Source organism: Bacillus sp. UNC322MFChir4.1 (genome assembly GCF_000746135.1).
Lineage (GTDB): Bacteria > Bacillota > Bacilli > Bacillales > Bacillaceae_G > Bacillus_A.
This window is the reverse complement of sequence record NZ_JQKQ01000001.1, coordinates 449,843-471,737: the sequence shown is the minus strand read 5'-3', so window position 1 is coordinate 471,737 and position 21,895 is coordinate 449,843. Positions and strand designations below refer to the sequence as shown.

General features: G+C 35.5%; 26 protein-coding genes and 1 riboswitch. Of the genes, 24 read left to right on the top strand and 2 right to left on the bottom strand.

From position 1 onward, the window contains the following. A riboswitch (adenosylcobalamin (AdoCbl) riboswitch) is annotated at positions 1–154 on the top strand. A gap of 61 nt (positions 155–215) precedes the next feature. From BR72_RS02420 to BR72_RS26625, 23 genes are all read left to right on the top strand, one after another. Beyond that, a complete protein-coding gene (locus BR72_RS02420) occupies positions 216–617 on the top strand; it encodes a DUF4430 domain-containing protein (RefSeq protein ID WP_081904757.1) in 402 nt (133 codons plus the stop codon). Continuing rightward, complete coding sequence (locus tag BR72_RS02415) at positions 604–1,191, top strand: ECF transporter S component (RefSeq protein ID WP_035429652.1); 588 nt, start codon at positions 604–606, stop codon at positions 1,189–1,191. Before BR72_RS02420 ends, BR72_RS02415 begins: the two co-directional genes overlap by 14 nt. A 303-nt stretch (positions 1,192–1,494) precedes the next feature. After that, on the top strand, positions 1,495–2,634 hold the full coding sequence (locus tag BR72_RS02410; RefSeq protein ID WP_035429651.1) for a 1-propanol dehydrogenase PduQ: 1,140 nt from the start codon (positions 1,495–1,497) through the stop codon (positions 2,632–2,634). Between the two features lie 193 nt (positions 2,635–2,827). After that, on the top strand, positions 2,828–3,181 hold the full coding sequence (gene eutS / locus BR72_RS02405; RefSeq protein WP_035429649.1) for an ethanolamine utilization microcompartment protein EutS: 354 nt from the start codon (positions 2,828–2,830) through the stop codon (positions 3,179–3,181). Between the two features lies 1 nt (position 3,182). Then, a complete protein-coding gene (locus BR72_RS02400) occupies positions 3,183–3,620 on the top strand; it encodes a EutP/PduV family microcompartment system protein (protein WP_035429648.1) in 438 nt (145 codons plus the stop codon). 39 nt (positions 3,621–3,659) lie between these two features. Further along, positions 3,660–4,232, top strand: coding sequence for an ANTAR domain-containing response regulator (locus BR72_RS02395; RefSeq protein ID WP_035429646.1), 573 nt, complete (start codon positions 3,660–3,662; stop codon positions 4,230–4,232). Continuing rightward, positions 4,225–5,640 (top strand): sensor histidine kinase, encoded by a 1,416-nt coding sequence (locus BR72_RS02390; protein WP_035429645.1) that lies wholly within the window; start codon positions 4,225–4,227, stop codon positions 5,638–5,640. The genes BR72_RS02395 and BR72_RS02390 overlap by 8 nt, the downstream gene beginning before the upstream one ends. A gap of 126 nt (positions 5,641–5,766) precedes the next feature. Then, complete coding sequence (eutA, locus tag BR72_RS02385) at positions 5,767–7,197, top strand: ethanolamine ammonia-lyase reactivating factor EutA (protein ID WP_035429643.1); 1,431 nt, start codon at positions 5,767–5,769, stop codon at positions 7,195–7,197. 29 nt (positions 7,198–7,226) lie between these two features. Continuing rightward, positions 7,227–8,591 carry an ethanolamine ammonia-lyase subunit EutB gene (locus BR72_RS02380; RefSeq protein ID WP_035429956.1) on the top strand — a complete coding sequence of 455 codons (1,365 nt, stop codon included), beginning with the start codon at positions 7,227–7,229 and terminating at the stop codon, positions 8,589–8,591. 18 nt (positions 8,592–8,609) lie between these two features. Continuing rightward, positions 8,610–9,497: an ethanolamine ammonia-lyase subunit EutC gene (eutC, locus tag BR72_RS02375; protein ID WP_371261860.1), complete on the top strand. Its 888-nt coding sequence runs from the start codon at positions 8,610–8,612 to the stop codon at positions 9,495–9,497. Between the two features lie 16 nt (positions 9,498–9,513). Then, complete coding sequence (gene eutL / locus BR72_RS02370; RefSeq protein ID WP_035429641.1) at positions 9,514–10,167, top strand: ethanolamine utilization microcompartment protein EutL; 654 nt, start codon at positions 9,514–9,516, stop codon at positions 10,165–10,167. A gap of 14 nt (positions 10,168–10,181) precedes the next feature. After that, positions 10,182–10,736 (top strand): BMC domain-containing protein, encoded by a 555-nt coding sequence (locus BR72_RS02365; RefSeq protein ID WP_035429639.1) that lies wholly within the window; start codon positions 10,182–10,184, stop codon positions 10,734–10,736. Next, complete coding sequence (locus BR72_RS02360; RefSeq protein ID WP_035429637.1) at positions 10,736–12,202, top strand: acetaldehyde dehydrogenase (acetylating); 1,467 nt, start codon at positions 10,736–10,738, stop codon at positions 12,200–12,202. Before BR72_RS02365 ends, BR72_RS02360 begins: the two co-directional genes overlap by 1 nt. Positions 12,203–12,240: 38 nt before the next feature. Beyond that, a complete protein-coding gene (locus BR72_RS02355; protein WP_035429634.1) occupies positions 12,241–12,525 on the top strand; it encodes a BMC domain-containing protein in 285 nt (94 codons plus the stop codon). 117 nt (positions 12,526–12,642) lie between these two features. Next, positions 12,643–13,401, top strand: a complete 759-nt coding sequence (locus tag BR72_RS02350; RefSeq protein ID WP_035429632.1) for an ethanolamine utilization cobalamin adenosyltransferase — start codon at positions 12,643–12,645, stop codon at positions 13,399–13,401. 14 nt (positions 13,402–13,415) lie between these two features. Next, on the top strand, positions 13,416–14,051 hold the full coding sequence (gene eutD / locus BR72_RS02345; RefSeq protein ID WP_035429629.1) for an ethanolamine utilization phosphate acetyltransferase EutD: 636 nt from the start codon (positions 13,416–13,418) through the stop codon (positions 14,049–14,051). Between the two features lie 12 nt (positions 14,052–14,063). Beyond that, positions 14,064–14,747 carry an ethanolamine utilization protein gene (locus BR72_RS02340; protein WP_035429626.1) on the top strand — a complete coding sequence of 228 codons (684 nt, stop codon included), beginning with the start codon at positions 14,064–14,066 and terminating at the stop codon, positions 14,745–14,747. A 12-nt stretch (positions 14,748–14,759) separates the two neighbouring features. Then, positions 14,760–15,032, top strand: a complete 273-nt coding sequence (locus tag BR72_RS02335) for a EutN/CcmL family microcompartment protein (RefSeq protein WP_035429623.1) — start codon at positions 14,760–14,762, stop codon at positions 15,030–15,032. Beyond that, positions 15,022–15,567 carry a BMC domain-containing protein gene (locus tag BR72_RS02330; RefSeq protein WP_035429620.1) on the top strand — a complete coding sequence of 182 codons (546 nt, stop codon included), beginning with the start codon at positions 15,022–15,024 and terminating at the stop codon, positions 15,565–15,567. Before BR72_RS02335 ends, BR72_RS02330 begins: the two co-directional genes overlap by 11 nt. 19 nt (positions 15,568–15,586) lie before the next feature. After that, complete coding sequence (gene eutH / locus BR72_RS02325) at positions 15,587–16,702, top strand: ethanolamine utilization protein EutH (RefSeq protein ID WP_035429618.1); 1,116 nt, start codon at positions 15,587–15,589, stop codon at positions 16,700–16,702. A gap of 3 nt (positions 16,703–16,705) precedes the next feature. Beyond that, on the top strand, positions 16,706–17,170 hold the full coding sequence (locus tag BR72_RS02320) for a cupin domain-containing protein (RefSeq protein WP_035429616.1): 465 nt from the start codon (positions 16,706–16,708) through the stop codon (positions 17,168–17,170). A 369-nt stretch (positions 17,171–17,539) separates the two neighbouring features. Further along, positions 17,540–17,770, top strand: coding sequence for a hypothetical protein (locus BR72_RS02315; protein WP_177206896.1), 231 nt, complete (start codon positions 17,540–17,542; stop codon positions 17,768–17,770). A gap of 91 nt (positions 17,771–17,861) precedes the next feature. Beyond that, positions 17,862–18,008: a hypothetical protein gene (locus tag BR72_RS26625; protein ID WP_090996252.1), complete on the top strand. Its 147-nt coding sequence runs from the start codon at positions 17,862–17,864 to the stop codon at positions 18,006–18,008. Between the two features lie 51 nt (positions 18,009–18,059). Here BR72_RS26625 and BR72_RS02305 read toward each other — a convergent pair whose 3' ends face one another. Then, positions 18,060–18,854 carry a YqhG family protein gene (locus tag BR72_RS02305; RefSeq protein ID WP_035429607.1) on the bottom strand — a complete coding sequence of 265 codons (795 nt, stop codon included), beginning with the start codon at positions 18,852–18,854 and terminating at the stop codon, positions 18,060–18,062. Then, positions 18,841–20,523: a DEAD/DEAH box helicase gene (locus BR72_RS02300; protein ID WP_035429604.1), complete on the bottom strand. Its 1,683-nt coding sequence runs from the start codon at positions 20,521–20,523 to the stop codon at positions 18,841–18,843. The genes BR72_RS02305 and BR72_RS02300 overlap by 14 nt, the downstream gene beginning before the upstream one ends. A 260-nt stretch (positions 20,524–20,783) precedes the next feature. Here BR72_RS02300 and gcvT point away from each other — a divergent pair, with 260 nt between their 5' ends. Further along, positions 20,784–21,884 carry a glycine cleavage system aminomethyltransferase GcvT gene (gene gcvT, locus BR72_RS02295; protein ID WP_035429602.1) on the top strand — a complete coding sequence of 367 codons (1,101 nt, stop codon included), beginning with the start codon at positions 20,784–20,786 and terminating at the stop codon, positions 21,882–21,884. Positions 21,885–21,895 lie beyond the last annotated feature (11 nt).

Genomic DNA, 21,895 nt, shown 5'->3' with positions numbered 1-21,895 from the left:
AATTGTCCATAAAAATGTTGTAGGTAAAGGAAGTTTGGTGAAATTCCAACGCGGTCCCGCCACTGTAATAGATTAGGTATCTAGTCTTAAGTCAGGTCGATTACCTACAGCTTTGTTTAGACTAACTGTTTCGAGGCAAAGGAGTTAGTCTGCAGGTCTAGTTTTGCTTACATGCCTTACTAGGCCTTTTTTATTTGGGCAGAAAGGAGACGAGGATGAAATTTACAAGAACAATGATGGGGGTATTCTTGGCAATCTTGATGTTAATAAGCATCGTTGGTTGTTCAAACAAGGAATCATCTGATAATGCCTCAAATAAGAAAGATGCAGTAAGTAAAGTAACAATTGAAGTAACGCAGAATAATGGTGAAAGTAAGGTAGAAAAAAAGACTGTTGAAATTAAGGGAAAAGAAACACTATTAGACGTGATGAAGAAAAACTTCAAAATTGAAGATAACAAAGGGTTTATCACTTCGATTAATGGAGTTAAGCAAGATACGAAAGAAAATAAGTATTGGCTGTTTGATGTTAATGGTACACCAGCAGTAAAAGGTGCAAACGAAACTGAATTAAAAAATGGTGATAAAGTGAAGTGGGATTTACATGCAGCTTCATAACCAATCTTCTAATGTTCCAATTACACACATTAAAAGTATTGCGTTAGTGGCTGTATTAACAGCATTATCAGTTACTGGAAGGATAGTATTTGCGTTTATTCCTAATGTACAACCAACAACGACATTACTTATTTTAGTAACATTGCTGATGGGAATGCGTTATGGAACTTTGCACGCTATACTTGTTATGGTAGTATCGAACTTAGTATTAGGAATGGGAATTTGGACAATTCCACAAATTATTGCGTATGTCGTCATTGTGCTCATTACCGGTTTGATTATTCGACCTATGTTTTCGAAAATCCCACATGTCATCATGGGAGTGTATGCTGGATTTACAGGTTTTTTATATGGGTTTGTCATCTCTTTATGTCAGGCACCGATTTATGGTTTGAAATATTTTTGGGCTTATTATTTGGCGGGCATACCGTTTGATTTTAATCACGCGATTGGAAATGTTGGATTTTATATGGTGCTAGCACCGATTTTATTACCATTGCTAGATAAATTATTAATTAAATATCAAAGTTCATGTTTACATGAAAAAGCAAAAAGCACAAAGGTGTGCGATTAAAGATCACATACACCTTCAATGAAGAGGGCTTATATACACGAAGGCGTGTAGATAATTTTGAAAAATATAGTTAATGTGATGTTGACTATGCTATAGATGAAGTAGTACATTGTTAGTATGAAAAATGAATAAATATTACACAATGGCGTGTACATAACAAATAGCAAAGAAGCTTTTAGAGGAAGAAATTCCTTTAAAAGCTTTTTTTATGCACTTTTTTAATTTTGATAAAGTTACTTAAGCATGTCTCTCTTGTAATGTAAGGGAATTATTAGAAGTTTTTATTTTTTTGGAGGTGTAAGTATGGATAGAGTAAGTTTTAAGACGGATATCTATATGGGGAAAGGAGCGTTAAATCGATTAAAAGAATTTAACGATAGAAGGATTTTTATTGTAACTGATCCATTTATGGTTCAATCTGGGATGATTGAACATATTGAAAAAAATTTAAATGATAGTAATACATATATTATTTTTAGTAATATTGTCCCTGATCCTCCAATTGAAGTTGTAGTTGATGGGATTAAAGAATTGAGCACATTTAATGCCGATTTAATGATTGCACTTGGAGGCGGTTCAGCTATTGATGCGGCAAAGGCGATGAAAGATTTTTCAAGACAAATTGTTAAAAAGGAAGAAATTCCGTTCATAGCAATTCCGACAACTAGTGGAACAGGATCAGAGGTTACCGCATTTTCTGTTATTACAGATAAGCAAAAGAATGTAAAATATCCAATTGTGTCAGATGCGATTATTCCAGAGGAGGCGATTTTAGACCCAGAACTAGTCGTGAGTGTTCCTAATTTTGTTACTGCCGATACAGGTATGGATGTATTGACACATGCAATTGAAGCATATGTATCAACGAAAGCAAATGATATTTCCGATGCATTGGCGGAGAAGGCCATTCGTCTTGTATTTAATTATTTAGTAAAAGCGTATAAAGATGGAAATGATCTTGAGGCAAGAGAAAAAATGCATAATGCATCATGTCTTGCAGGTATGGCATTCAATACGACATCTCTTGGTTTGAATCATGGAATCGCACATATTGCAGGAGCGAAATTTAAAATTCCGCACGGACGGATGAATACCCTTTTACTTCCATTCGTCATTGAATACAATGCGGAATTAAAGGGATTTATCGGAGGAGAGTATAGTGTTGCAGCAACTAGATATGCGGCCATTGCAAAATTGTTAGGTTTATCAGCATCTAATCCACGAGTGGGTGTACGTAGTTTAGTGAATGCAATTAAAAACATGCAAAAGCAATTAAATATGCCACTAACGTTAAAAGAATGTGGAATAGATAACAAGAAATTAGCAGAGGTAAGAGATGAAATTGCAATAGGAGCACTTCAAGATGGATGTACAGTAACAAACCCTCGTATTCCAACAAAAGATGATGTAAAAGAAATTTTGAACAAAATGTATCAATTGTAAAATATCAGAATTATTCCTAGGAGAACGTATTGACACCGTTTTCAAGTTGGATTATATTTGAGGTAACACAACGGCGTGTTACTATTGATTAGAGCGATGAGGCTTCTTAAAAATATCTATGTGTATTTTTAAGAGGCCTTTGTGTGTTTATAAGTAAATTTTATCAATTATTATATAACGATAGGATGATGACATGAGCGAACAAAATGAAAAACAACGGGTGATTCAGGAATATGTTCCTGGGAAACAAGTAACTTTAGCTCATTTAATCGCTAATCCAAATCAAGATATATACAAGAAACTAGGATTAGGTAATGAGTTAAAAGAGTCAATTGGAATTTTAACAATTACACCAAGTGAAGCTTCTATTATTGCTGCAGATATTGCTACAAAAGCTGCTGGTGTATCCATTGGTTTTGTCGATCGATTTAGTGGTTCATTAGTCATCACAGGTGATGTTTCGTCTGTAGAATCTGCTTTAAATGAAGTGTTAAATGGCTTGCAAGCAATTCTTGGATTTTCAGCTGCAAAGATTACGAGGACATAACATGAAAAAAGTTATTTTTATCGGGAAAACTGGTAGTGGGAAAACGACTCTTTGTCAACAATTACATGAACATGTAATTGAGTATAAGAAAACGCAGGCAATTGAAAATTTTGATCATGCAATCGACACACCTGGAGAGTATATTGAAAATCGACATTACTATAAAGCCTTAATTGTAACAAGTGTAGATGCGGATATAATAGGACTTGTGCATGATTGCACAGAGGAAGAAAATTACTTCCCTCCAGCATTTGGAAGTGTTTTTCCTCAGCCTATTATCGGCATAGTAACTAAGATTGATCAAGTGGAAAATCGTGATAAGATCGAACAAGCAAAAAAGCATTTAGAAACAGCAGGTGCGGAACAAATATTTGAAATATCTGCCGTGCAAAACATAGGAATAGATAAAATAAAACGACTTTTAGATGACAAAAAGTAATCGTGTAAATTCAGCTGAGATAATGAGGTGTATGCCACAATGAATAGGAAAATTGTAATAGTCGATGATGAACCTATTACAAGAATGGATATTCGTGACATGTTAGAAGAAGCGAACTACGATGTAGTAGGTGAAGCTTCAGATGGTTTTGAAGCAATTGAGTTATGTCAAAGGCATTTACCTGATTTAGTAATTATGGATATTCAAATGCCTATCTTGGATGGTTTGAAAGCGGGAAAACGAATTATTTCAGAACAGTTAGCTGGAGGGGTCATTTTATTGACGGCATTCAGTGACTCTACGAATATTGAAAAAGCAACGAATATTGGGGCTTTAGGTTATTTAGTGAAACCTCTTGATGAAAAGTCATTAGTTCCAATGATTGAAGTTAGTATTGCGAAAGGTAAGTCTGTTCGTAAGTTAGAAAATGAGTTAACAAAGGTTACGAAAAAGCTTGCAGAACGAAAAGTAGTAGAAAAAGCAAAAGGAATGTTAATGAAGGAAAATGGTTTATCTGAAGAGGAGGCATATGAAACAATTCGTAAATTAAGCATGACTAGAAGGTGTCCGATAATCGAGATTGCTAGGACAATCGTGATTTCATATGACTAGTCTACATATACAAGATTTATGTAAAAAGTATACGAATTTAACAAATGCCGAAATAAATAAAATCATAGAAGTATCACAAACTACTAGCACATTAAAAAAGTATGATGGATACGATCTATTTATTGATGTTTTATCTAGATTTTCTGATGAAGCAATGGTTGTATATCACCGTCATCCGAGAGATGGGAAATCTTTTTATAAAAAGTCTGTCGTTGGAGAGAAGGCGCTTCGAGCAAATGAGCCAGGTGTCTTACGGACGCTACAGACAGGTATATCTTCACATGAGTTAGTCGCTAAGACACAAGAAAATCAACTTGTTAGACAAACTGTTTATCCAATCAAACATAAGAAAAAAGTGATTGCAGTTCTAATAGTAGAAAAGGATATAAGTGAAGCTATAAAAGAGAACTTTGATATTGTAAAAAATCATTATGATATTGAAGATGTTTCGTCGACATTAACGGCAATGGTACGATTTAACGAATCTATTTCAAATCAGCTAGATGATGCAATTCTAGTATTTGATAAATATGGTTACGTACGTTTGAAAAATAGTATAGCAGATACTTACTATCGAAATTTAGGATATTTAGAAGATATCCAAGGTTTACATTATGATAATCTTTCTCTTGATCAAACAACTTTTGGTGATATCATGATGGAGGATGTGTCCTCATCTTGTAAAAAGGAAATACATATCGGGGCATATTATTTTTCGGTAAAAAGGAATTTCATTTATGAAAAGGATTTTCGACTCGTAGTTATTCTTCATGATTTAACGGAGATGAAAGATAAAGAGGCTGAAATTATTTCTAAATCTGTCGCAATTCGTGAAATTCATCATCGCGTGAAGAACAATTTACAGACAGTTGCTTCTCTACTTCGCATTCAAGGTAGAAGGTGTAAGAGTGATGAAGCGAAAAAAAGCTTAAATGAAAGTGTTAATCGGATATTAGCAATTGCCGCTACACATGAACTATTATCTAAACAATTAGGGGATTGTGTAGACATGGTGGAAGTTATTCAATCAATTATTTACAATATTCAAAGGTGTTTTATAGATTGTAAGAATGTTAATGTTCAAACGGATGTGCATCAAGCTATTTATATTGATAGTGATCGTACAGTAGCAATTGCTCTTATTATTAATGAGTTAATGCAAAATTCATATGAGCATGCGTTTAATGGTAATAGAAATGGTACTATTCGTGTAAATGTTATCGAAGAGCAAGGATATATTACAATAGAAGTGAATGATGATGGGACTGGATTTGATATTGCTACATGTGCGAATAGAAGTTTAGGATTAACAATTGTCCAAAGCTATGTGAAGGACAAGTTAAAAGGAAATATTCAAATGAATTCAAGTATAAACGGTACAAAAATTACAATTACATTTAAAAAATAACAGATCTACAACGTTGTAGAAAGAATTAAGCAAAGAGGCTTAAGGTTATAAATTCCAATGGTTATGGGATATTTATAACTTTAAGCCTTTTTGTTTTCTCTTATATAACGCGATGGGGGTGAAAAAATGAAAGAAACATTATTAAGTGTTGGCATTGATATTGGAACATCTACAACACAACTTGTACTATCAAAACTTCATGTCCAAAATATGGCTTCTTCTTTTTCAGTTCCACGTATTGTTATCAGTGAGAAAGAGGTTGTTTATAAAAGCGATATATGCTTCACACCTTTTCTTTCAAATAAGAAAATTGATGCCAATCAAATAAAAGCATTTGTAGAAGAACAATATGCAAAAGCAGGAATCAAAAAGGAAGAGATTCGGACTGGAGCAGTAATAATTACAGGGGAAACAGTAAGGAAAGAAAATGCAAATGATGTCCTTTTAACATTAAGTGGTTTTGCGGGTGATTTTGTCGTTGCGACAGCCGGTCCAGATTTAGAAAGTATTATTGCTGCAAAGGGAGCAGGCATACATAGTTATTCCAAGGAACATTCTACTTCCGTTGTAAATATGGACATTGGGGGTGGAACGAGTAATTTAGCATTATTTGCCCATGGAGAACTAAAGGACACTGGATGTCTAGATATTGGTGGCAGGTTAATTAAAGTACATCCATCCACTCACGAAATAACATACATATCACCAAAGCTTCAACAACTTATTATGCAAAAAGGATATGATATAGCACTTGGCCAAACGGCAATGCCAAATAAACTTAAGCCGATCATTCAAGATATGGTAAAACTGCTAGAAGAAAGTGTTGGTATTCATGAGCGAAGTCATTATTATGATGCGATTGTTACGAATAAAGGATTAAAGCTTCAAGATGAAATCTCATGCATATCATTCTCCGGAGGTGTAGCAGATTATATTTACTATGAAACAAATGAAGATGTTTTCCGCTATGGAGACATTGGAATTTTACTTGGAAAAGCAATTGCTGATTCAGCTTTGATGCACCGTTTCAATGTTGTTAAGGCGGATGAAACGATTAGAGCTACCGTAGTAGGAGCGGGATCCCATACGACAGAAGTTAGCGGAAGTACGATTACGTATACGGATGACGCATTTCCATTGAAAAATATTCCAATACTAAAGCTTTCATTTGATGATGAAAATGGTTCTGGGGAAGCAATGGCAAAAGCTATTTGCGAGAAGATAAATTGGTACAAAGTAGAAAACGATCTACAAAAAGTTGCTATTGCTTTTGAAGGAAAGAAAAATCCTTGTTTCCAAGACATTCAGGAGTATGCGAAAGGCATTGTACAAGGAATGCAGGAACTTCTGAAAAAGGAGTATCCACTCGTAGTTATTGTACGGCACGATATAGCAAAAGTACTTGGACAAACATTGTATGCATTAATGGATCGCAAAAAAGAAGTTGTATGTATTGATAGTATTCAAGTAGAAAACGGTGATTATATCGATATTGGTAAACCGATAGCAAACGGTAAAGTTTTGCCAGTAGTTATTAAAACATTAGTTTTCAATTAATTAGGAGATAGATGGAAGGAGGAGCTTTTGTGATTTTAAAAACAAAATTATTTGGTCATATGTATCAATTTACATCAATTATTGACGTATTAGCAAAAGCAAATGAAGAAAAATCCGGTGATAAATTAGCGGGACTAGCGGCTACTTCAGCAGAAGAACGTGTTGCGGCAAAAGTAGTTTTATCTAATCTGACATTAGCAGACCTACGTAACAATCCAGTTGTTCCTTATGAAAAGGATGAAGTAACACGGATTATCCAAGACCAGGTAAATGAACGTATTTATAATGAAATAAAAAATTGGACAGTCGAAGAACTACGTGAATGGATATTAAATGAAAATACAACGGAAGCAGATATTAAACGGGTTGCAAGAGGTTTAACAGCTGAAATGGTGGCAGCTGTTGCAAAAATTATGTCAAATTTAGACTTAATTTACGGTGCAAGAAAGATTCGAATTACGGCACATGCTAATACAACAATTGGACGAAAAGGTACGTTATCTGCTAGGTTACAACCGAATCATCCAACTGATGATCCAGATGGAATCATAGCGTCAGTAATGGAAGGTTTAACATTTGGAGTAGGAGATGCAGTTATAGGGTTAAACCCAGTTGATGATTCAGCGGAAAGTGTAACCCGAGTTTTAAAGAGATTTGAAGAGTTTAGAGAAAAATGGGATATTCCGACGCAAACATGTGTATTAGCACACGTAACAACACAGATGGAAGCAATTCGAAATGGTGCTCCAAGCGGTTTGATTTTCCAATCCATTGCGGGGTCACAAAAAGGAAATGAAGCGTTCGGTTTTAATGCAGCGACAATCGAAGAAGCGCGTCAATTAGCATTAAAAGAAGGAGTAACAGCAGGACCAAACGTAATGTATTTTGAAACAGGACAAGGCTCTGAATTATCTTCAGAAGCACATCACGGAGTAGATCAAGTAACAATGGAAGCACGTTGTTATGGGTTTGCGAAAAAATATGATCCATTTTTAGTTAATACAGTAGTTGGTTTTATTGGCCCTGAGTTTTTATATGACTCTAAACAGGTTATTCGGGCAGGTCTTGAGGACCATTTTATGGGTAAATTAACCGGAATCCCTATGGGTTGTGATGCTTGCTATACGAATCATATGAAGGCTGATCAAAATGATATTGAAAATTTAGCTGTTTTACTATCAACTGCAGGATGTAATTTCTTTATGGGAATTCCTCATGGAGACGATATTATGTTGAATTATCAATGTACAGGTCATCATGATATAGCGACTTTACGTGAATTATTAGGATTACGCCCAATTAGAGAATTTGAGCAATGGATGGAAAAGATGGGCTTTATTGAAAATGGGAAACTAACGAAAAAAGCTGGAGATGCATCTGTATTTTTAAAATAAAGGAAGGAGGAAGAGTTAATGGTGAATGAAAAAGATTTGAAGTTTATGATTGAAAATATTTTATCTGAGATGATAGGGGATAAAAAAGATGAAGCTATTGAAGGCATTACCGAACAAGTAGCAGATGAACTTCAAGTGAGTGATGAATATTTAGCAGATATCACAAAAATTGATATTAAGAAACAACTTTTAGTTCCAGATCCTGAGGATCGAGAAGGGTATTTAAAAATGAAGGAAAAAACGTCAGCCCGTATTGGAATTTGGCGTGCTGGACCTCGCTATAAAACAACTACTTCATTACGTTTCCGTGCAGATCATGCAACTGCACAAGATGCAGTATTTTCTTATGTATCGGAAGATTTTGTAAAAGAAATGGAACTTATAAGTGTAAATACACTCTGTCAGGATAAGGATGAATATTTAACAAGACCTGATTTGGGACGGCAATTTCCAAAAGACGCAATTGATAAGATAAAGCTAAATGCAACAAAAGGTGCAAAAGTACAAATTGTTGTTGGTGATGGATTAAGTTCAGCTGCAATTGAAGCGAATCTTCGTGATATTTTACCGGCAATAAAGCAAGGACTAACGATGTATGGTATTGAGCTTGGTGAAATTATCTTCGTCAAACATTGTCGTGTACCATCAATGGATGTTATCGGTGAAGCAACGGAAGCGGACGTAGTGTGCTTATTAGTAGGTGAACGTCCAGGACTTGTAACAGCTGAATCTATGAGTGCTTACATTGCATATAAACCAACAGTAGGGATGCCAGAAGCAAGACGCACGGTAATCTCCAATATTCATCAAGGTGGTACACCTCCAGTAGAAGCAGGAGCACACATTGCAGAGCTTATTAAAACAATGATTGATAAGAAAGCATCAGGTATTGATTTAAAGCTATAAGAATGGAGGGCAATTTATGAAGAACGAGCCAATTCGCGCAACCGTTTTAAGTATTAAATTAATTTCGAACGTAAGTCCTGATATGGCAGAAAAGCTTAAGCTCAAGTCTCACCAAAAAAGTTTAGGAATTATTACCGCAGATATTGATGATGTGACATATACCGCTTTAGATGAAGCTACTAAATCAGCAGAGGTAGATGTTGTATATGCAAAGAGTATGTTTGCGGGATCTGCTAATGCCTCTACGAAACTTGCAGGTGAAGTAATTGGTATTTTGGCTGGGCCAAGTCCAGCAGAAGTAAAAAGTGGATTAAATGCAGTTGTTGATTTCATGGAGAGCGGTGCTCATTTTGTTAGTGCAAATGACGATGATTCTATTACTTACTTTGCACATTGTGTTTCACGTACAGGTACTTATTTATCAGAGGTAGCCAATGTCAAAGAAGGTGAAGCAATTGCCTATTTAATTGCACCTCCTCTTGAAGCGATGTATGCCCTAGATGCAGCATTAAAAGCAGCGGATGTAAGTATAGGAGCTTTCTTTGGTCCTCCTTCTGAAACGAATTTTGGCGGGGCATTATTAACAGGTAGCCAATCTGCTTGCAAAGCAGCATGTGATGCCTTTGCAACAGCAGTACAATATGTAGCTGATAATCCAACGAGCTATTAAGGTGTTGATAATAGATGGAAAATCAAGCGTTAGGTCTCATTGAAGTTCGCGGATATTTAGGTGCAGTTCAAGCCGCTGACACAGCATTGAAAGCAGCAAATGTCACATTGATACGCTGTGAAGTAATAAAAGGTGGGCTTGTTACTGTTCAATTAACAGGAGATGTTGGCGCAATTCAAGCTGCTGTGGAAGCAGGGGAAGAAGCTGCTAAAAAACTGGGCGTACTAATAACGAGCCATGTAATTGCACGATTACATGAAGAATTACACAAAATGATTAAAGACGAGCCTACTAGTTATATAGAAGAGCAAATACAAGAGGTTGTTGATTCGTATCAAAAAATAGAAGAAGCACAGGAGAATGAAAGTGTGCAAGTACCTAATACTAGCGAAATAGCAGTAGTTTCCGAGAGAAAGGTACCATCTTTTCAACAAATGAAGTTAGTTGAATTAAGAAAACTTGCTTACAAGCTAGATATATCTAATATACCAAAAAGCCAAATAAAGTATGCAAAAAAAGAACAGTTGATTGACGCAATTCAACAATGTAATAGGGGGGAGGATAAATAATGGAGATATATGATAAAGATTTAAGATCTATCCAAGAAGTACGTCATTTGGTCAAAAAAGCAAAAAGTGCACAGCAAAAATTAGCGACTATGTCGCAAGAGAACATTAATACAATTGTGAAAGCTATCGCAGATGCTGGTTATAAACATCGAGAAAAATTAGCGAAAATGGCGAATGAGGAAACAGGTTTTGGTCGTTGGCAAGATAAGATTCTCAAAAATAGTTTTGCATCAAAGCATGTTTACGAATCAGTGAAAGACATGAGAACAGTAGGAATTATAAGTGATGATAAAGAGACGAAGATCATGGAGGTAGCTGTTCCTGTTGGAGTAATAGCGGGATTAATTCCATCAACAAATCCAACATCAACAGTGCTGTATAAAGCAATAATTTCACTGAAAGCAGGCAATAGTATTGTGTTTTCACCTCATCCTAATGCATTAAAGTGTATTTTAGAAACGGTGAAAATAATTAATGAAGCTGCGAAACAAGTTGGTTGTCCTGATGGAGCAATTAGCTGTATGACTGTTCCAACAGTTCAAGGAACGAACGAATTAATGAAGCATAAAGATACTAATCTCATTTTAGCTACAGGTGGGACTCCAATGGTTAAAGCGGCGTATTCATCTGGAACACCAGCCATTGGTGTGGGCCCGGGCAATGGCCCAGCTTTCATTGAAAAGAGTGCAAATATTCCTTTGGCTGTCAAACGAATTTTAGATTCTAAAACGTTTGATAACGGAACAATTTGTGCATCTGAACAATCCATTGTTGTGGAAGAATGCAGCAAACAAGTTGTTATGGAAGAGTTAAAGAAACAAGGTGCTTACTTCCTATCTAAAGAAGAAAGTGAAAAATTATCGGAATTTATTATGCGTGCGAATGGTTCGATGAATCCTCAAATTGTCGGAAAAAGTGTGGAACACATTGCGTCATTAGCAAAGTTAAATATACCTACAAGTGCAAGAGTTTTAATTGCAGAAGAAACTCATGTTGGAAGCAATGTTCCTTATTCTCGAGAAAAATTAGCACCAATTCTAGCATTTTATACAGAAAAAGATTGGGAATCTGCATGTGATCGCTGCATTGAAATTTTACATAATGAAGGTGCAGGGCATACGCTTATCATTCATTCTGAGAATGAAGAAGTAATTCGTGAATTTGCGTTAAAAAAACCAGTATCTCGTCTACTAGTGAATACGTCCGGAGCATTAGGAGGAATTGGTGCAACGACAAATTTAGTTCCAGCGTTAACACTCGGTTGCGGAGCAGTAGGTGGAAGTTCGACATCGGATAATATTGGACCGGAAAATTTATTTAATGTAAGAAGAATTGCATATGGTGTAAGAGAGTTAGAGGATCTGCAAGAGAATACACCTATTCTAGAAGAAAAAACAACAAACTTAAATGAAAATGAAGAGCTTATTAACATGATTGTGCAACGTATTTTAGAAAAGATTAATTAATTTTATTATAAAAACATTTAATTAGGAGGAATTATATTATGGCAAACGCAAATGCATTAGGAATGGTAGAAACTAAAGGGTTAGTAGGAGCAATTGAAGCAGCAGATGCAATGGTAAAAGCAGCAAACGTTACATTAATTGGTAAAGAACAAGTAGGTGCTGGATTGGTAACTGTTATGGTTCGAGGTGATGTTGGTGCAGTAAAAGCTGCAACAGATGCAGGTGCAGCAGCAGCTGAGCGTGTAGGAGAGTTATTATCAGTTCATGTAATTCCAAGACCACATTCAGAAGTAGATGCGATTTTACCGAAAACAGCAGAATAATGAGAGTTAGGATGCAGATGGAAAACCATCTGCATCCCTCTTATCTAACTTGAAATTTAGTTTGATAATTTCATCGTAACCAAAAGCTTGGCACCACTTATTAAGGGATGTGAAAGTGTGGCTGTTATTACGGAAAGTTACTTAAGAAAGCACTTTAAAGATCAAAATCTGAAAGAAATTGATGTATATGAAGTTCAGAAAGGAGTTATTTTGACACCTTCTGCTAAAAGTTTTTTATCCGACCATCATATTAAACTTTCTTATGCTAAAGAAAAGAGGCAAGAAGAGAAAGATGATGAAGTAAAGGAAACACCTAAAGAGAAGAAAATGCGTTATCAGACCATTTATGGTGGTTCATTAGATGAAAAGCCAGAACATATGACACAATTGTACGGTAATTTATTAGTTTTTAAAGATCATCCTCGGATTATTTTTCGTGGGAAACTTGATTCACTAGAAGCGAAGATTTTAGAAGCGCAAATTTTAGCGACGAAACAAAGTCTTCCAAAGCTTGCAAAGGATTTAGAGGAGATTTTGATGTTTGTTCGAAACTTAGTTCGATGTGAAGTATTAGGGGAAACGGTAGAAGAGTTTTTTTTGTTAAATATGACACAGAAAGAATTACGTGAACAATCGCATCATCCGAAAAAATACTTTGGTCTGGATCATTTTCAACCTAGCTATGAAATGGGAGAAGCAGTTATTATGTTAAATTCGCTCCGAACACTTACTCGAGAGACAGAATTACTTGGTTATGAAGCATTTAAAAATAATTATGGGGCGATTGAACGCGAAGATATTATTCGTGCACTTAATCGTTTATCGTCTCTTTTTTGGATTCTGATGTTTAAAGTTCGGACAAATAAATACAAATAAAACAGGAGGAAGCAATGAACAATCAATTAATGGATAGTCTCGTAGATGAAATATTAAAACGTGTACAAAAAGAAACATGTATTGAAATTGAAGCTTCTGGCCGACACGTGCACTTAAGTAGAACTACAATTGATTTATTATTCGGTTCTGGATACAAGTTAACTAAATTAAGAGATTTATCTCAACCTGGACAATATGTATGTAGAGAGCGTGTAACATTAATTGGTCCAAAAGGAGTTATTCATAATGTAGTGGTATTAGGACCAGAACGAAAACAGACACAAGTTGAAATATCACAAACAGATGCAGTTTCGTTAGGAATTAAAGCTCCTATTAAAGAAAGCGGACAACTTGACGGAACACCAGGTATTGTTCTTTCGACAGGGAAAAATGTTGTACATCTTAATCATGGTGTTATTGTAGCGAAACGTCACATTCATATGACCCCAGAAGACGCAAAGAAAAATAATGTTGTAAATGGTGAAATAGTTCAAGTAAAGGTATTTGGAAAACGTCCATTAATTTTTGATGATGTTGTCATACGGGTTAGTTCATCATATGAGACGTATATGCACATTGATTATGATGAGGCAAATGCTTGTGGTTTTGTTAAAGGTACGATCGGAAAGATTATAAAAAAAAGTACCTAGGAGTGTGAAAAGATGAACGTGGAAGCATTAGTTGAAGTTATTACGAAAGAAGTGTATAACCGTCTTCAAAATATACCAGTTGCAAAGAGAGCAGAGCCCCTAAAAACAGCAGTGTTTGTTGCAACAGAAGTTTATCCACAACTTGAAGGCATTTTAGCACATGAATACACTATTCAATACTTTGATGATTCGGTAATGGATTGTGATGTCGTTGTTATTCCTAAAATGTGTATTCAATTGTTAGGGAATCTTGCTAACGGCTTAAGTAGTAGTCCTCGGGAACGATTTATTTTAACAATGCTTTTAAAAGGAAAGAACGTGATTGCCTTAGATGATGGTCTTGTCTATAAAAAATATAAACAAACAGCTAATGCTCATTTATTCAAAATGTATGAAGAATATCAAGCGAAAGTAGAAAGTTTTGGTATAAAGATTATTCATGACACACAGCTATTGCAGTCGTGTTGTGAGAAAAAAGTAGTACATAATGTACAAGTTACAAATAGCCAAATGAACGTTGAAACTCAACTTCAAACGGAAGCAGCGGTGATCTCCAAAAAAGTAATTACAGAAGCCGATTTGAAAAAATTTCATTTACGAAACGTGAAGGAAATTATCGTGACACCAAATAGTATTATTACGCCATTAGCAAAAGATTATATTCGTATGCAACAGATGCATGTACAAAGGGCTTGATGGAGGGACACTATGATTATTGGAGAGGTTGTTGGAAGTCTTTGGGCAACTAGGAAAGATGAAAAGTTAAACGGTTGGAAGTTTTTGGTGATAAAACCTCTTTCGCATAATAAAACGCGAGATACTGATATATTTGTTGCTGCAGATAATGCTGGTGCTGGAATTGGTGATACCGTACTTGTCAGCCAAGGAAGTGCTGCCCGGGCGTCTGTTGAAAATCAAGATGTTCCTGTTGACGCAGTAATTGTAGGAATTATTGATTCTATTGAGGTTAATGATGAATAGTTCTATCGGTGTATTGGAACTAAGGAGTATAAGTAAAGGATACGAACTAGCTGATAAAATGCTTAAGCAGTCCTCAGTTGAAATGCATGTTTTACGTCCTATTTGTCCAGGGAAATTTTTAATTATTATAAGTGGTGAAGCTGAAGATGTAAATGAAGCGATGGGTAAAGCAGTGAATGAAGCAAAGGGGTTTTTAGTAGATACATTTTTACTACATGGAGTACATGAAGAGATTTTACTTGGCTTAAAAAATCGATATCCTCAACAAGAGACGCATGCTGTTGGAATATTTGAAGCATCAAATGTATCAGCAGGAATTTTTTCGATAAATAAGGCGTTAAAAGAAGCGACTATATCATTAAAAAGAATGACACTAGGCATGGGGATTGGCGGTAAGTTTGTGGCGATTTTTACAGGTACCGTTAGTGATGTAGAACAAGGTATGAAAATAGCTGTTTTATCTATTGATAAGAAACGTGTTGTTCACTATACAGTCATTCCTTCGCCAAGTGAGTTGATGAAAAAATATTTATAAGAAGAACGGAGGGGAACAAATGAGCATTAATGAGATTATTATTTATTTAATGGTTATTTTTATGATACTTGGAGCTATTGATAAGTGTATTGGTAATAAATTTGGACTCGGCGAGCAGTTTGATGAAGGGATAATGGCGATGGGATCATTAACCTTGGCGATGGTCGGTATCATTTCATTATCACCTGTACTTGCAAAGATATTAAGCCCAATTGTTGTTCCAGTATTTAGTGCTTTGGGAGCAGATCCATCTATGTTTGCGACAAGTTTATTAGCTAATGATATGGGTGGGTATTCATTAGCATTAGAATTAGCCAAAGACCCAGATGCTGGAATGTTTGCAGGAGTTATTTTAGGTTCTATGTTAGGCCCAACAATTGTATTTACTATTCCTGTCGCATTAGGAATTATTCAAAAAGAAGATCATAAGTTTTTAGCAACAGGTGTTTTATCAGGCATTATTACTATTCCTTTAGGTTGTTTTATTGGTGGACTGGTTGCAGGATATTCTGTGTCAATGATTCTATCAAACTTAGTGCCAATTATTATTTTTGCTGTGTTAATCGTGTTAGGACTTTGGAAATTCCCGGATGGAATGGTTAAAGGATTTACAATTTTCGGGAAGTTTATCGTCATTCTGGCAACACTTGGTTTAGTGTGTGGGATTGTGAAACAGTTAACAAATATAACAATTATTCCTGGTCTTGCACCGATCAATGAAGGAATTGAAATCGTTGGAAATATCGCGATTGTATTAGCAGGTGCTTTCTGTATGGTATTTGTAATTACGAAAGTATTTAAGAAACCATTAATGAGACTTGGAAAAATGCTTGGAATGAATGAAATTGCAGCAGCTGGTATGGTTGCTACACTTGCAAATAATATTCCGATGTTCGGCATGATGAAGGATATGGATGCTAGAGGAAAAGTAATTAATGTCGCGTTTGCTGTATCGGCAAGTTTTGTCTTTGGTGACCATTTAGGATTTGTAGCTGGTGTAGCAAAAGACATGATTTTTCCAATGATAGTTGGAAAGTTTGTTGGGGGTATTTCAGCTGTGTTTGTAGCGATCTTTATGTCAAAAAGATTGCTTGAAAATAAAAAAGATGCTAATCAACAAAAGGAGGCTATGTAAGTCATGAATACATTGGATAAACAAGTTATTGAAGATCTTGTTCGTAAAATCATTGCAGAGAAAATAGGAAATACGCCTCAAAATGAAATGTTTAGTCGTCGTGACGAAAGTGGAGTAATATCTGTACAATTACCAACGGTTAAAGTAGCTGAAACAGACCGTTTAAATACAGGTAAACAAGAGGATATAGTTTACTGTAAAGACATTTTTTCTTTAGAAGAAAGTCCACGTTTAGGCTGCGGTATAATGGAAATGAAAGAAACGACATTTGATTGGACCTTGAACTACGATGAAATTGATTATGTAATTGAAGGTAAACTAGAAGTAATAATTGATGGCCGGAAAGTAAGTGCACAAGCAGGTGAAATTATTCTCATTCCGAAGGGAACAAAAATTCAATTTTCTGTACCTGAATATGCTCGTTTTATGTACGTTACATATCCAGCGGATTGGGCATCACAAGCATAGAACTAGAGCACATTAATGTGAGATAAAATAAGAATTTGGGAGGCATAATATAATCATTATGCCTTTTTTTCATAGAGTGACTGAGTAGTTACTTTATTTCAAGATAAAAATTTTTTTGGTTACCTTAATAGTAAGAATTAATCTTTCTATTATATTATATTGAATTATCATGCTTAATTGGTGTATTATTAATAATAAGCAATTAAAACGCTTTCATTTTTAGATTTGTTCACAAAATTGTCTAAAATACACTTTAATACAGTGGCAATATTGTTTTATAATGGAACTAATCATCTATACATGCATACATTAATTGTGAAATAAATAACATTCTTAGTTTATATAAATGTAAACGCTATCAAAGGAGAGGTGATACAAATGAGTAAATTTTTCTTCGATCAAAACCCTGCAACAGTTGAAGATGGAAAATTAATAGAATATGCAGAAACAATTTATGGAAAAGGCGGACGTTCCGTATTAGAGAATTTAATTTTAAAGGCATCTATTCGACTGCGCGATCGTTATCCTGAAAAGTCAGATGAGCAGATTTCTTTCCTTGTGAATCAAGGACTGCGTGATATGTTTCAAAAATATATGTAAGGAGAGGCAAATGCCTCTCCTTATTTTTTGTATAAGGGAAATGTTGATTGCGAAAACTAATGTCGAAGTATATACGAGTGGGGTGAACAAAATGAGTAACGGAGCTGGCGGTTCAAAGAAGAATAGAGAAACAGATGCAAATCATGTAAGTGCAAAAGATAGAGAATATCAAAAGAGAATGACAAAGATTCATCAGCAAGAACATAACGATGGCCGGAAATATAATGGGAAAATTTAAAATGAACTTTTACTTTCTAACATAAAAAAGCTCCTTGTAGAAGGAGTTTTTTTATGCGAGAAAATGGTTTGCTGTCACATAAAAGAGTCCGCCGTTTATAATTTGGATCGTAATGCGCGGCTCGTATTGTTCTTGCAAAGCTCGTTTTTCTATCTCATAGCTTTCTGGTAATTCATTACTTTCCTCATAAAAGCGGTTTAGGAGTTGTAAATCGTGATTCCAACGAATTTTTGCTTCTTCAGCCCATGAATGATCGTCGGAAGTAATGATACGTTTCATTGCTTCTTCAATTCTAGTTAGCCCGCTTTGTGGTTTAATAATCGGCGTTAATGTAAAACAAAAATCAGGAATTTTTGGTGTGAGACGAAGTGCTGCCAATGCTTCATGAAAATTGGTAATCATCGTACCGGAAATAAGATGAATACCGATTGAGTACAACATATCTTTTTTTCGATCACATTGATAGGAGACTTTTATATTGACGCCAAGCCAAGGATGGAGCGGAGTGCTTGTTTTTCCATTTGAATGTACATCTTCAAATAAACGAATGTAAGCACCTAATTCTTTTGTTGTTTGAAAAATTTGATGTAGGCGCGGAGAACCGTAGTGAATGAACTCGCCTTCTTGCTCCTCGTGTTTTGTATCAGTAATGAATGTAAGGCGCATTGGATTTGGTATGCCGCCTGTTTTTTCAAGATAATGCCAGTAAAATGGACGGTTCATAAGTAGTTTGTCCATTTCAATTGTTAATTGAACATCCAATAAATGAGGAAAACGCTGCACAATTTCGCAGTCGTTTGCCTCGAAAAAACAATGCAAATAATGATGGATTTCATGTTGCTGCATAGCCATGCACCTCAGCTTCATTTCGTTTGGCAAATTCAATAATAGATGTTAAATTTTCCATTTTAATTCGGATTTCGCCTTCGCTTTTGGAATGAGCAAAAATATCGTGAATGTGTGCATCGATATTCTTCATATTAATTCTTGTTAAAATTTCATCTAAATCACCAATGACACGCTCAAATAAGTCAATTTTCTCATAAAGCAGTTTTAAAATATGCTCTTCTACTGTATGTTTCGTTGCCAAATTATAAATGTGAACATCATGCTTTTGTCCGAGACGATGAATCCGGCCGATTCTTTGTTCAAGGCGCATCGGATTCCAAGGAAGGTCGTAGTTGATCATGTAATTACAAAATTGTAGATTTATCCCTTCACCGCCTGCTTCTGTCGCAATTAATACTTGGGCATGGTTTTGAAACAATTCTTTCATCCAATCTTTTTTTCCACGTTTAAACCCGCCGCGAAATGGTACAGATGAAATGCCGTGCTGTTTTAAAAACCATTGTAAATACATTTGAGAAGCACGGTATTCTGTAAAAATGACAACTTTATCATTAATTTCTTTAATGATTTCTAATGCTTTATTTGCTTTTGAATTAGCGGAAATACCATTGATTTTTTCCATTAACACATCTATGTATGGATCCACTGTATATTGCTCATTTTCTTTTTGCCGCTTTTCTACATGTTTTTTGAGTGAGAAATAGACAGCTTCGCGGCTACTGCACGCTTCACGCTTTAATGTTAAAGCAGAAAATGCTGAGGTACATGCATCTTGTCTTTTCCACCCTTCAATTGCATCGTATAAAGCCTTTTCCTGTTCATTGAAGTCGACAAAGAGCGTATGAACGTGCCTTTTTGGCCACTCGATGCCAGTGTCGTGCCGTCGATTCCGTACCATTACTTTATTAATGAGTTGTTTTAAATGTTCATCTGTTTCAGTAGTGCGATTTTTGGAAGCATAATATTCTTCAAAATTAGATTGGTTGCCGAGATGACCGGGCTTTAATAATGAGACAAGATTAAATATTTCATCAATACGATTTTGAACAGGTGTTGCGGTAAGTAATAAGCAAAATTTTTTCTTTAATAGTTGCGCAAATTCATAGTTTTTCGTTTTGTTGTTTTTTAGTTTATGCGCTTCATCAATAATAATGAGATCATATTCTAAATTTAAAACGATATCACGGTGCGGAGAGCGCTTCGCGGTATCGATAGACGAAACAATAACGTCAGCTTGCTCCCAAGAGTAACTTTTTCGCTGCATGGCGGCTGGAATGAAAAATTTTGTATTTAATTCATATGCCCATTGGGAAACGAGAGATGCAGGTACAAGAATGAGCACTTTTTTCACAAGTCCGCGCACCATATATTCTTTTAAAATAAGTCCGGCTTCAATTGTTTTTCCAAGGCCAACTTCATCTGCTAAGATTGCTTTTCCGTTCATTTGTTCAATAACGGTTTGCGCTACTTCTAGTTGATGTGGAAGCGGCGTGAAATTAGGTAAATGTTTAGGCGCCTGTAGCCCGTCAAATGTGGGAGTGAGAAGGGACTGTTCAGTTTGATATGCGAGATGAAATAGTTCCCAATTTGTCCACGGACCATCTTCTTCTATTCGTTTTAAGAAGTTTTCTTGCCAAGAACGTTCTATTGAAATTTCGACATTCATGGATAATATCTCACCTTCTATAAATTCTAAATTATTTTTTTAGCTAGAATATTGATGAAACTACTCGAAAAATGTTAGGATAATGGTGTGAAATGTGTGGAATCTTTCGTATTTTATCCAAGAAAGTACTTTTTTATTTACGCTTTCATAAAAAAATAGCATGAGATTCCGTATATCCCATCTTTTTAAATTTGAAAATGTTTAGAAATGGGAAGTCAACTTTTATTAATTTGTCATAGAAAGTGCAAGGGGGAGAGAACATGATTACGTTACAACGTACACCGCTATTTGATGTATACGCGAAGTATGGTGGGAAAACAATTGACTTTGGTGGTTGGGAACTGCCAGTTCAATTTTCAAGCATTAAAGAAGAGCATGAAGCTGTTCGTACAGAAGCAGGTCTTTTTGATGTTTCTCACATGGGAGAAGTAGAAGTAAAAGGTGCAGATAGTTTAGCATTTTTACAACGTGTAGTTACAAATGATGTTTCTATCTTAAAGGTAGGCGGAGCACAATATACGGCAATGTGCTACGAAGATGGTGGTACGGTAGATGATTTATTAATCTACAAACGCGGAGAAGAAGACTATTTATTAGTAATCAATGCATCAAATATTGAAAAAGATTATGAGTGGTTAGCTTCTCATGTAAGCGGTGATGTGCAAGTAGTCAACGTTTCTAGTGAAATTGCACAACTTGCAATTCAAGGACCAAAAGCAGAGGGCATTTTACAAAAAGTTGTCTCAGAAGATTTAAAAGAAATTAAGTTCTTTAAATTTAAAGACCATGTTCTTGTGGACGATGTAGAAGCGCTTGTATCTCGTACTGGTTATACAGGTGAAGATGGATTTGAAATTTACTGTAAGAGCGAAGAGGCTGCAAAGATTTGGGAGAAACTTCTTGAAGTAGGCGAAGAAGACGGCTTAAAACCATGTGGTTTAGGAGCGCGTGATACACTGCGTTTTGAAGCTGCACTTCCTCTTTATGGTCAAGAGTTATCAAAAGATATTACACCAATTGAAACTGGAATTGGCTTTGCAGTAAAAACAAATAAAGAAATGGATTTCTTTGGAAAAGAAACGCTAAAGGAACAAAAAGAAAACGGTGCACCTCGTAAATTAGTCGGCATCGAAGTAATTGAACGTGGTATCCCGCGCACGCATTACCCAGTATATGTGGGCGAAGAAAAAATCGGGGAAGTTACAAGTGGTACACAATCTCCAACGTTAAAGAAAAATATTGGTTTAGCGTTAATTGATGTAAAATATGCAGCAGTTGATACAGAAATTGAAATTGAAATTCGTAATAAACGCGTCAAAGCAGTTGTTGTTCCAACACCATTTTACAAACGTTCAAAGTAACGGGGAGAGGG

Coding starts and splice junctions, on each gene's coding strand:
- BR72_RS02420 (WP_081904757.1), top strand. CDS start 216: ATGAAATTTACAAGAACAATGATGGGGGTATTCTTGGCAATCTTGATG.
- BR72_RS02415 (WP_035429652.1), top strand. CDS start 604: ATGCAGCTTCATAACCAATCTTCTAATGTTCCAATTACACACATTAAA.
- BR72_RS02410 (WP_035429651.1), top strand. CDS start 1,495: ATGGATAGAGTAAGTTTTAAGACGGATATCTATATGGGGAAAGGAGCG.
- eutS (WP_035429649.1), top strand. CDS start 2,828: ATGAGCGAACAAAATGAAAAACAACGGGTGATTCAGGAATATGTTCCT.
- BR72_RS02400 (WP_035429648.1), top strand. CDS start 3,183: ATGAAAAAAGTTATTTTTATCGGGAAAACTGGTAGTGGGAAAACGACT.
- BR72_RS02395 (WP_035429646.1), top strand. CDS start 3,660: ATGAATAGGAAAATTGTAATAGTCGATGATGAACCTATTACAAGAATG.
- BR72_RS02390 (WP_035429645.1), top strand. CDS start 4,225: ATGACTAGTCTACATATACAAGATTTATGTAAAAAGTATACGAATTTA.
- eutA (WP_035429643.1), top strand. CDS start 5,767: ATGAAAGAAACATTATTAAGTGTTGGCATTGATATTGGAACATCTACA.
- eutC (WP_371261860.1), top strand. CDS start 8,610: ATGGTGAATGAAAAAGATTTGAAGTTTATGATTGAAAATATTTTATCT.
- eutL (WP_035429641.1), top strand. CDS start 9,514: ATGAAGAACGAGCCAATTCGCGCAACCGTTTTAAGTATTAAATTAATT.
- BR72_RS02365 (WP_035429639.1), top strand. CDS start 10,182: ATGGAAAATCAAGCGTTAGGTCTCATTGAAGTTCGCGGATATTTAGGT.
- BR72_RS02360 (WP_035429637.1), top strand. CDS start 10,736: ATGGAGATATATGATAAAGATTTAAGATCTATCCAAGAAGTACGTCAT.
- BR72_RS02355 (WP_035429634.1), top strand. CDS start 12,241: ATGGCAAACGCAAATGCATTAGGAATGGTAGAAACTAAAGGGTTAGTA.
- eutD (WP_035429629.1), top strand. CDS start 13,416: ATGAACAATCAATTAATGGATAGTCTCGTAGATGAAATATTAAAACGT.
- BR72_RS02340 (WP_035429626.1), top strand. CDS start 14,064: ATGAACGTGGAAGCATTAGTTGAAGTTATTACGAAAGAAGTGTATAAC.
- BR72_RS02335 (WP_035429623.1), top strand. CDS start 14,760: ATGATTATTGGAGAGGTTGTTGGAAGTCTTTGGGCAACTAGGAAAGAT.
- BR72_RS02330 (WP_035429620.1), top strand. CDS start 15,022: ATGATGAATAGTTCTATCGGTGTATTGGAACTAAGGAGTATAAGTAAA.
- eutH (WP_035429618.1), top strand. CDS start 15,587: ATGAGCATTAATGAGATTATTATTTATTTAATGGTTATTTTTATGATA.
- BR72_RS02320 (WP_035429616.1), top strand. CDS start 16,706: ATGAATACATTGGATAAACAAGTTATTGAAGATCTTGTTCGTAAAATC.
- BR72_RS26625 (WP_090996252.1), top strand. CDS start 17,862: ATGAGTAACGGAGCTGGCGGTTCAAAGAAGAATAGAGAAACAGATGCA.
- BR72_RS02305 (WP_035429607.1), bottom strand. CDS start 18,854: ATGCAGCAACATGAAATCCATCATTATTTGCATTGTTTTTTCGAGGCA.
- BR72_RS02300 (WP_035429604.1), bottom strand. CDS start 20,523: ATGAATGTCGAAATTTCAATAGAACGTTCTTGGCAAGAAAACTTCTTA.
- gcvT (WP_035429602.1), top strand. CDS start 20,784: ATGATTACGTTACAACGTACACCGCTATTTGATGTATACGCGAAGTAT.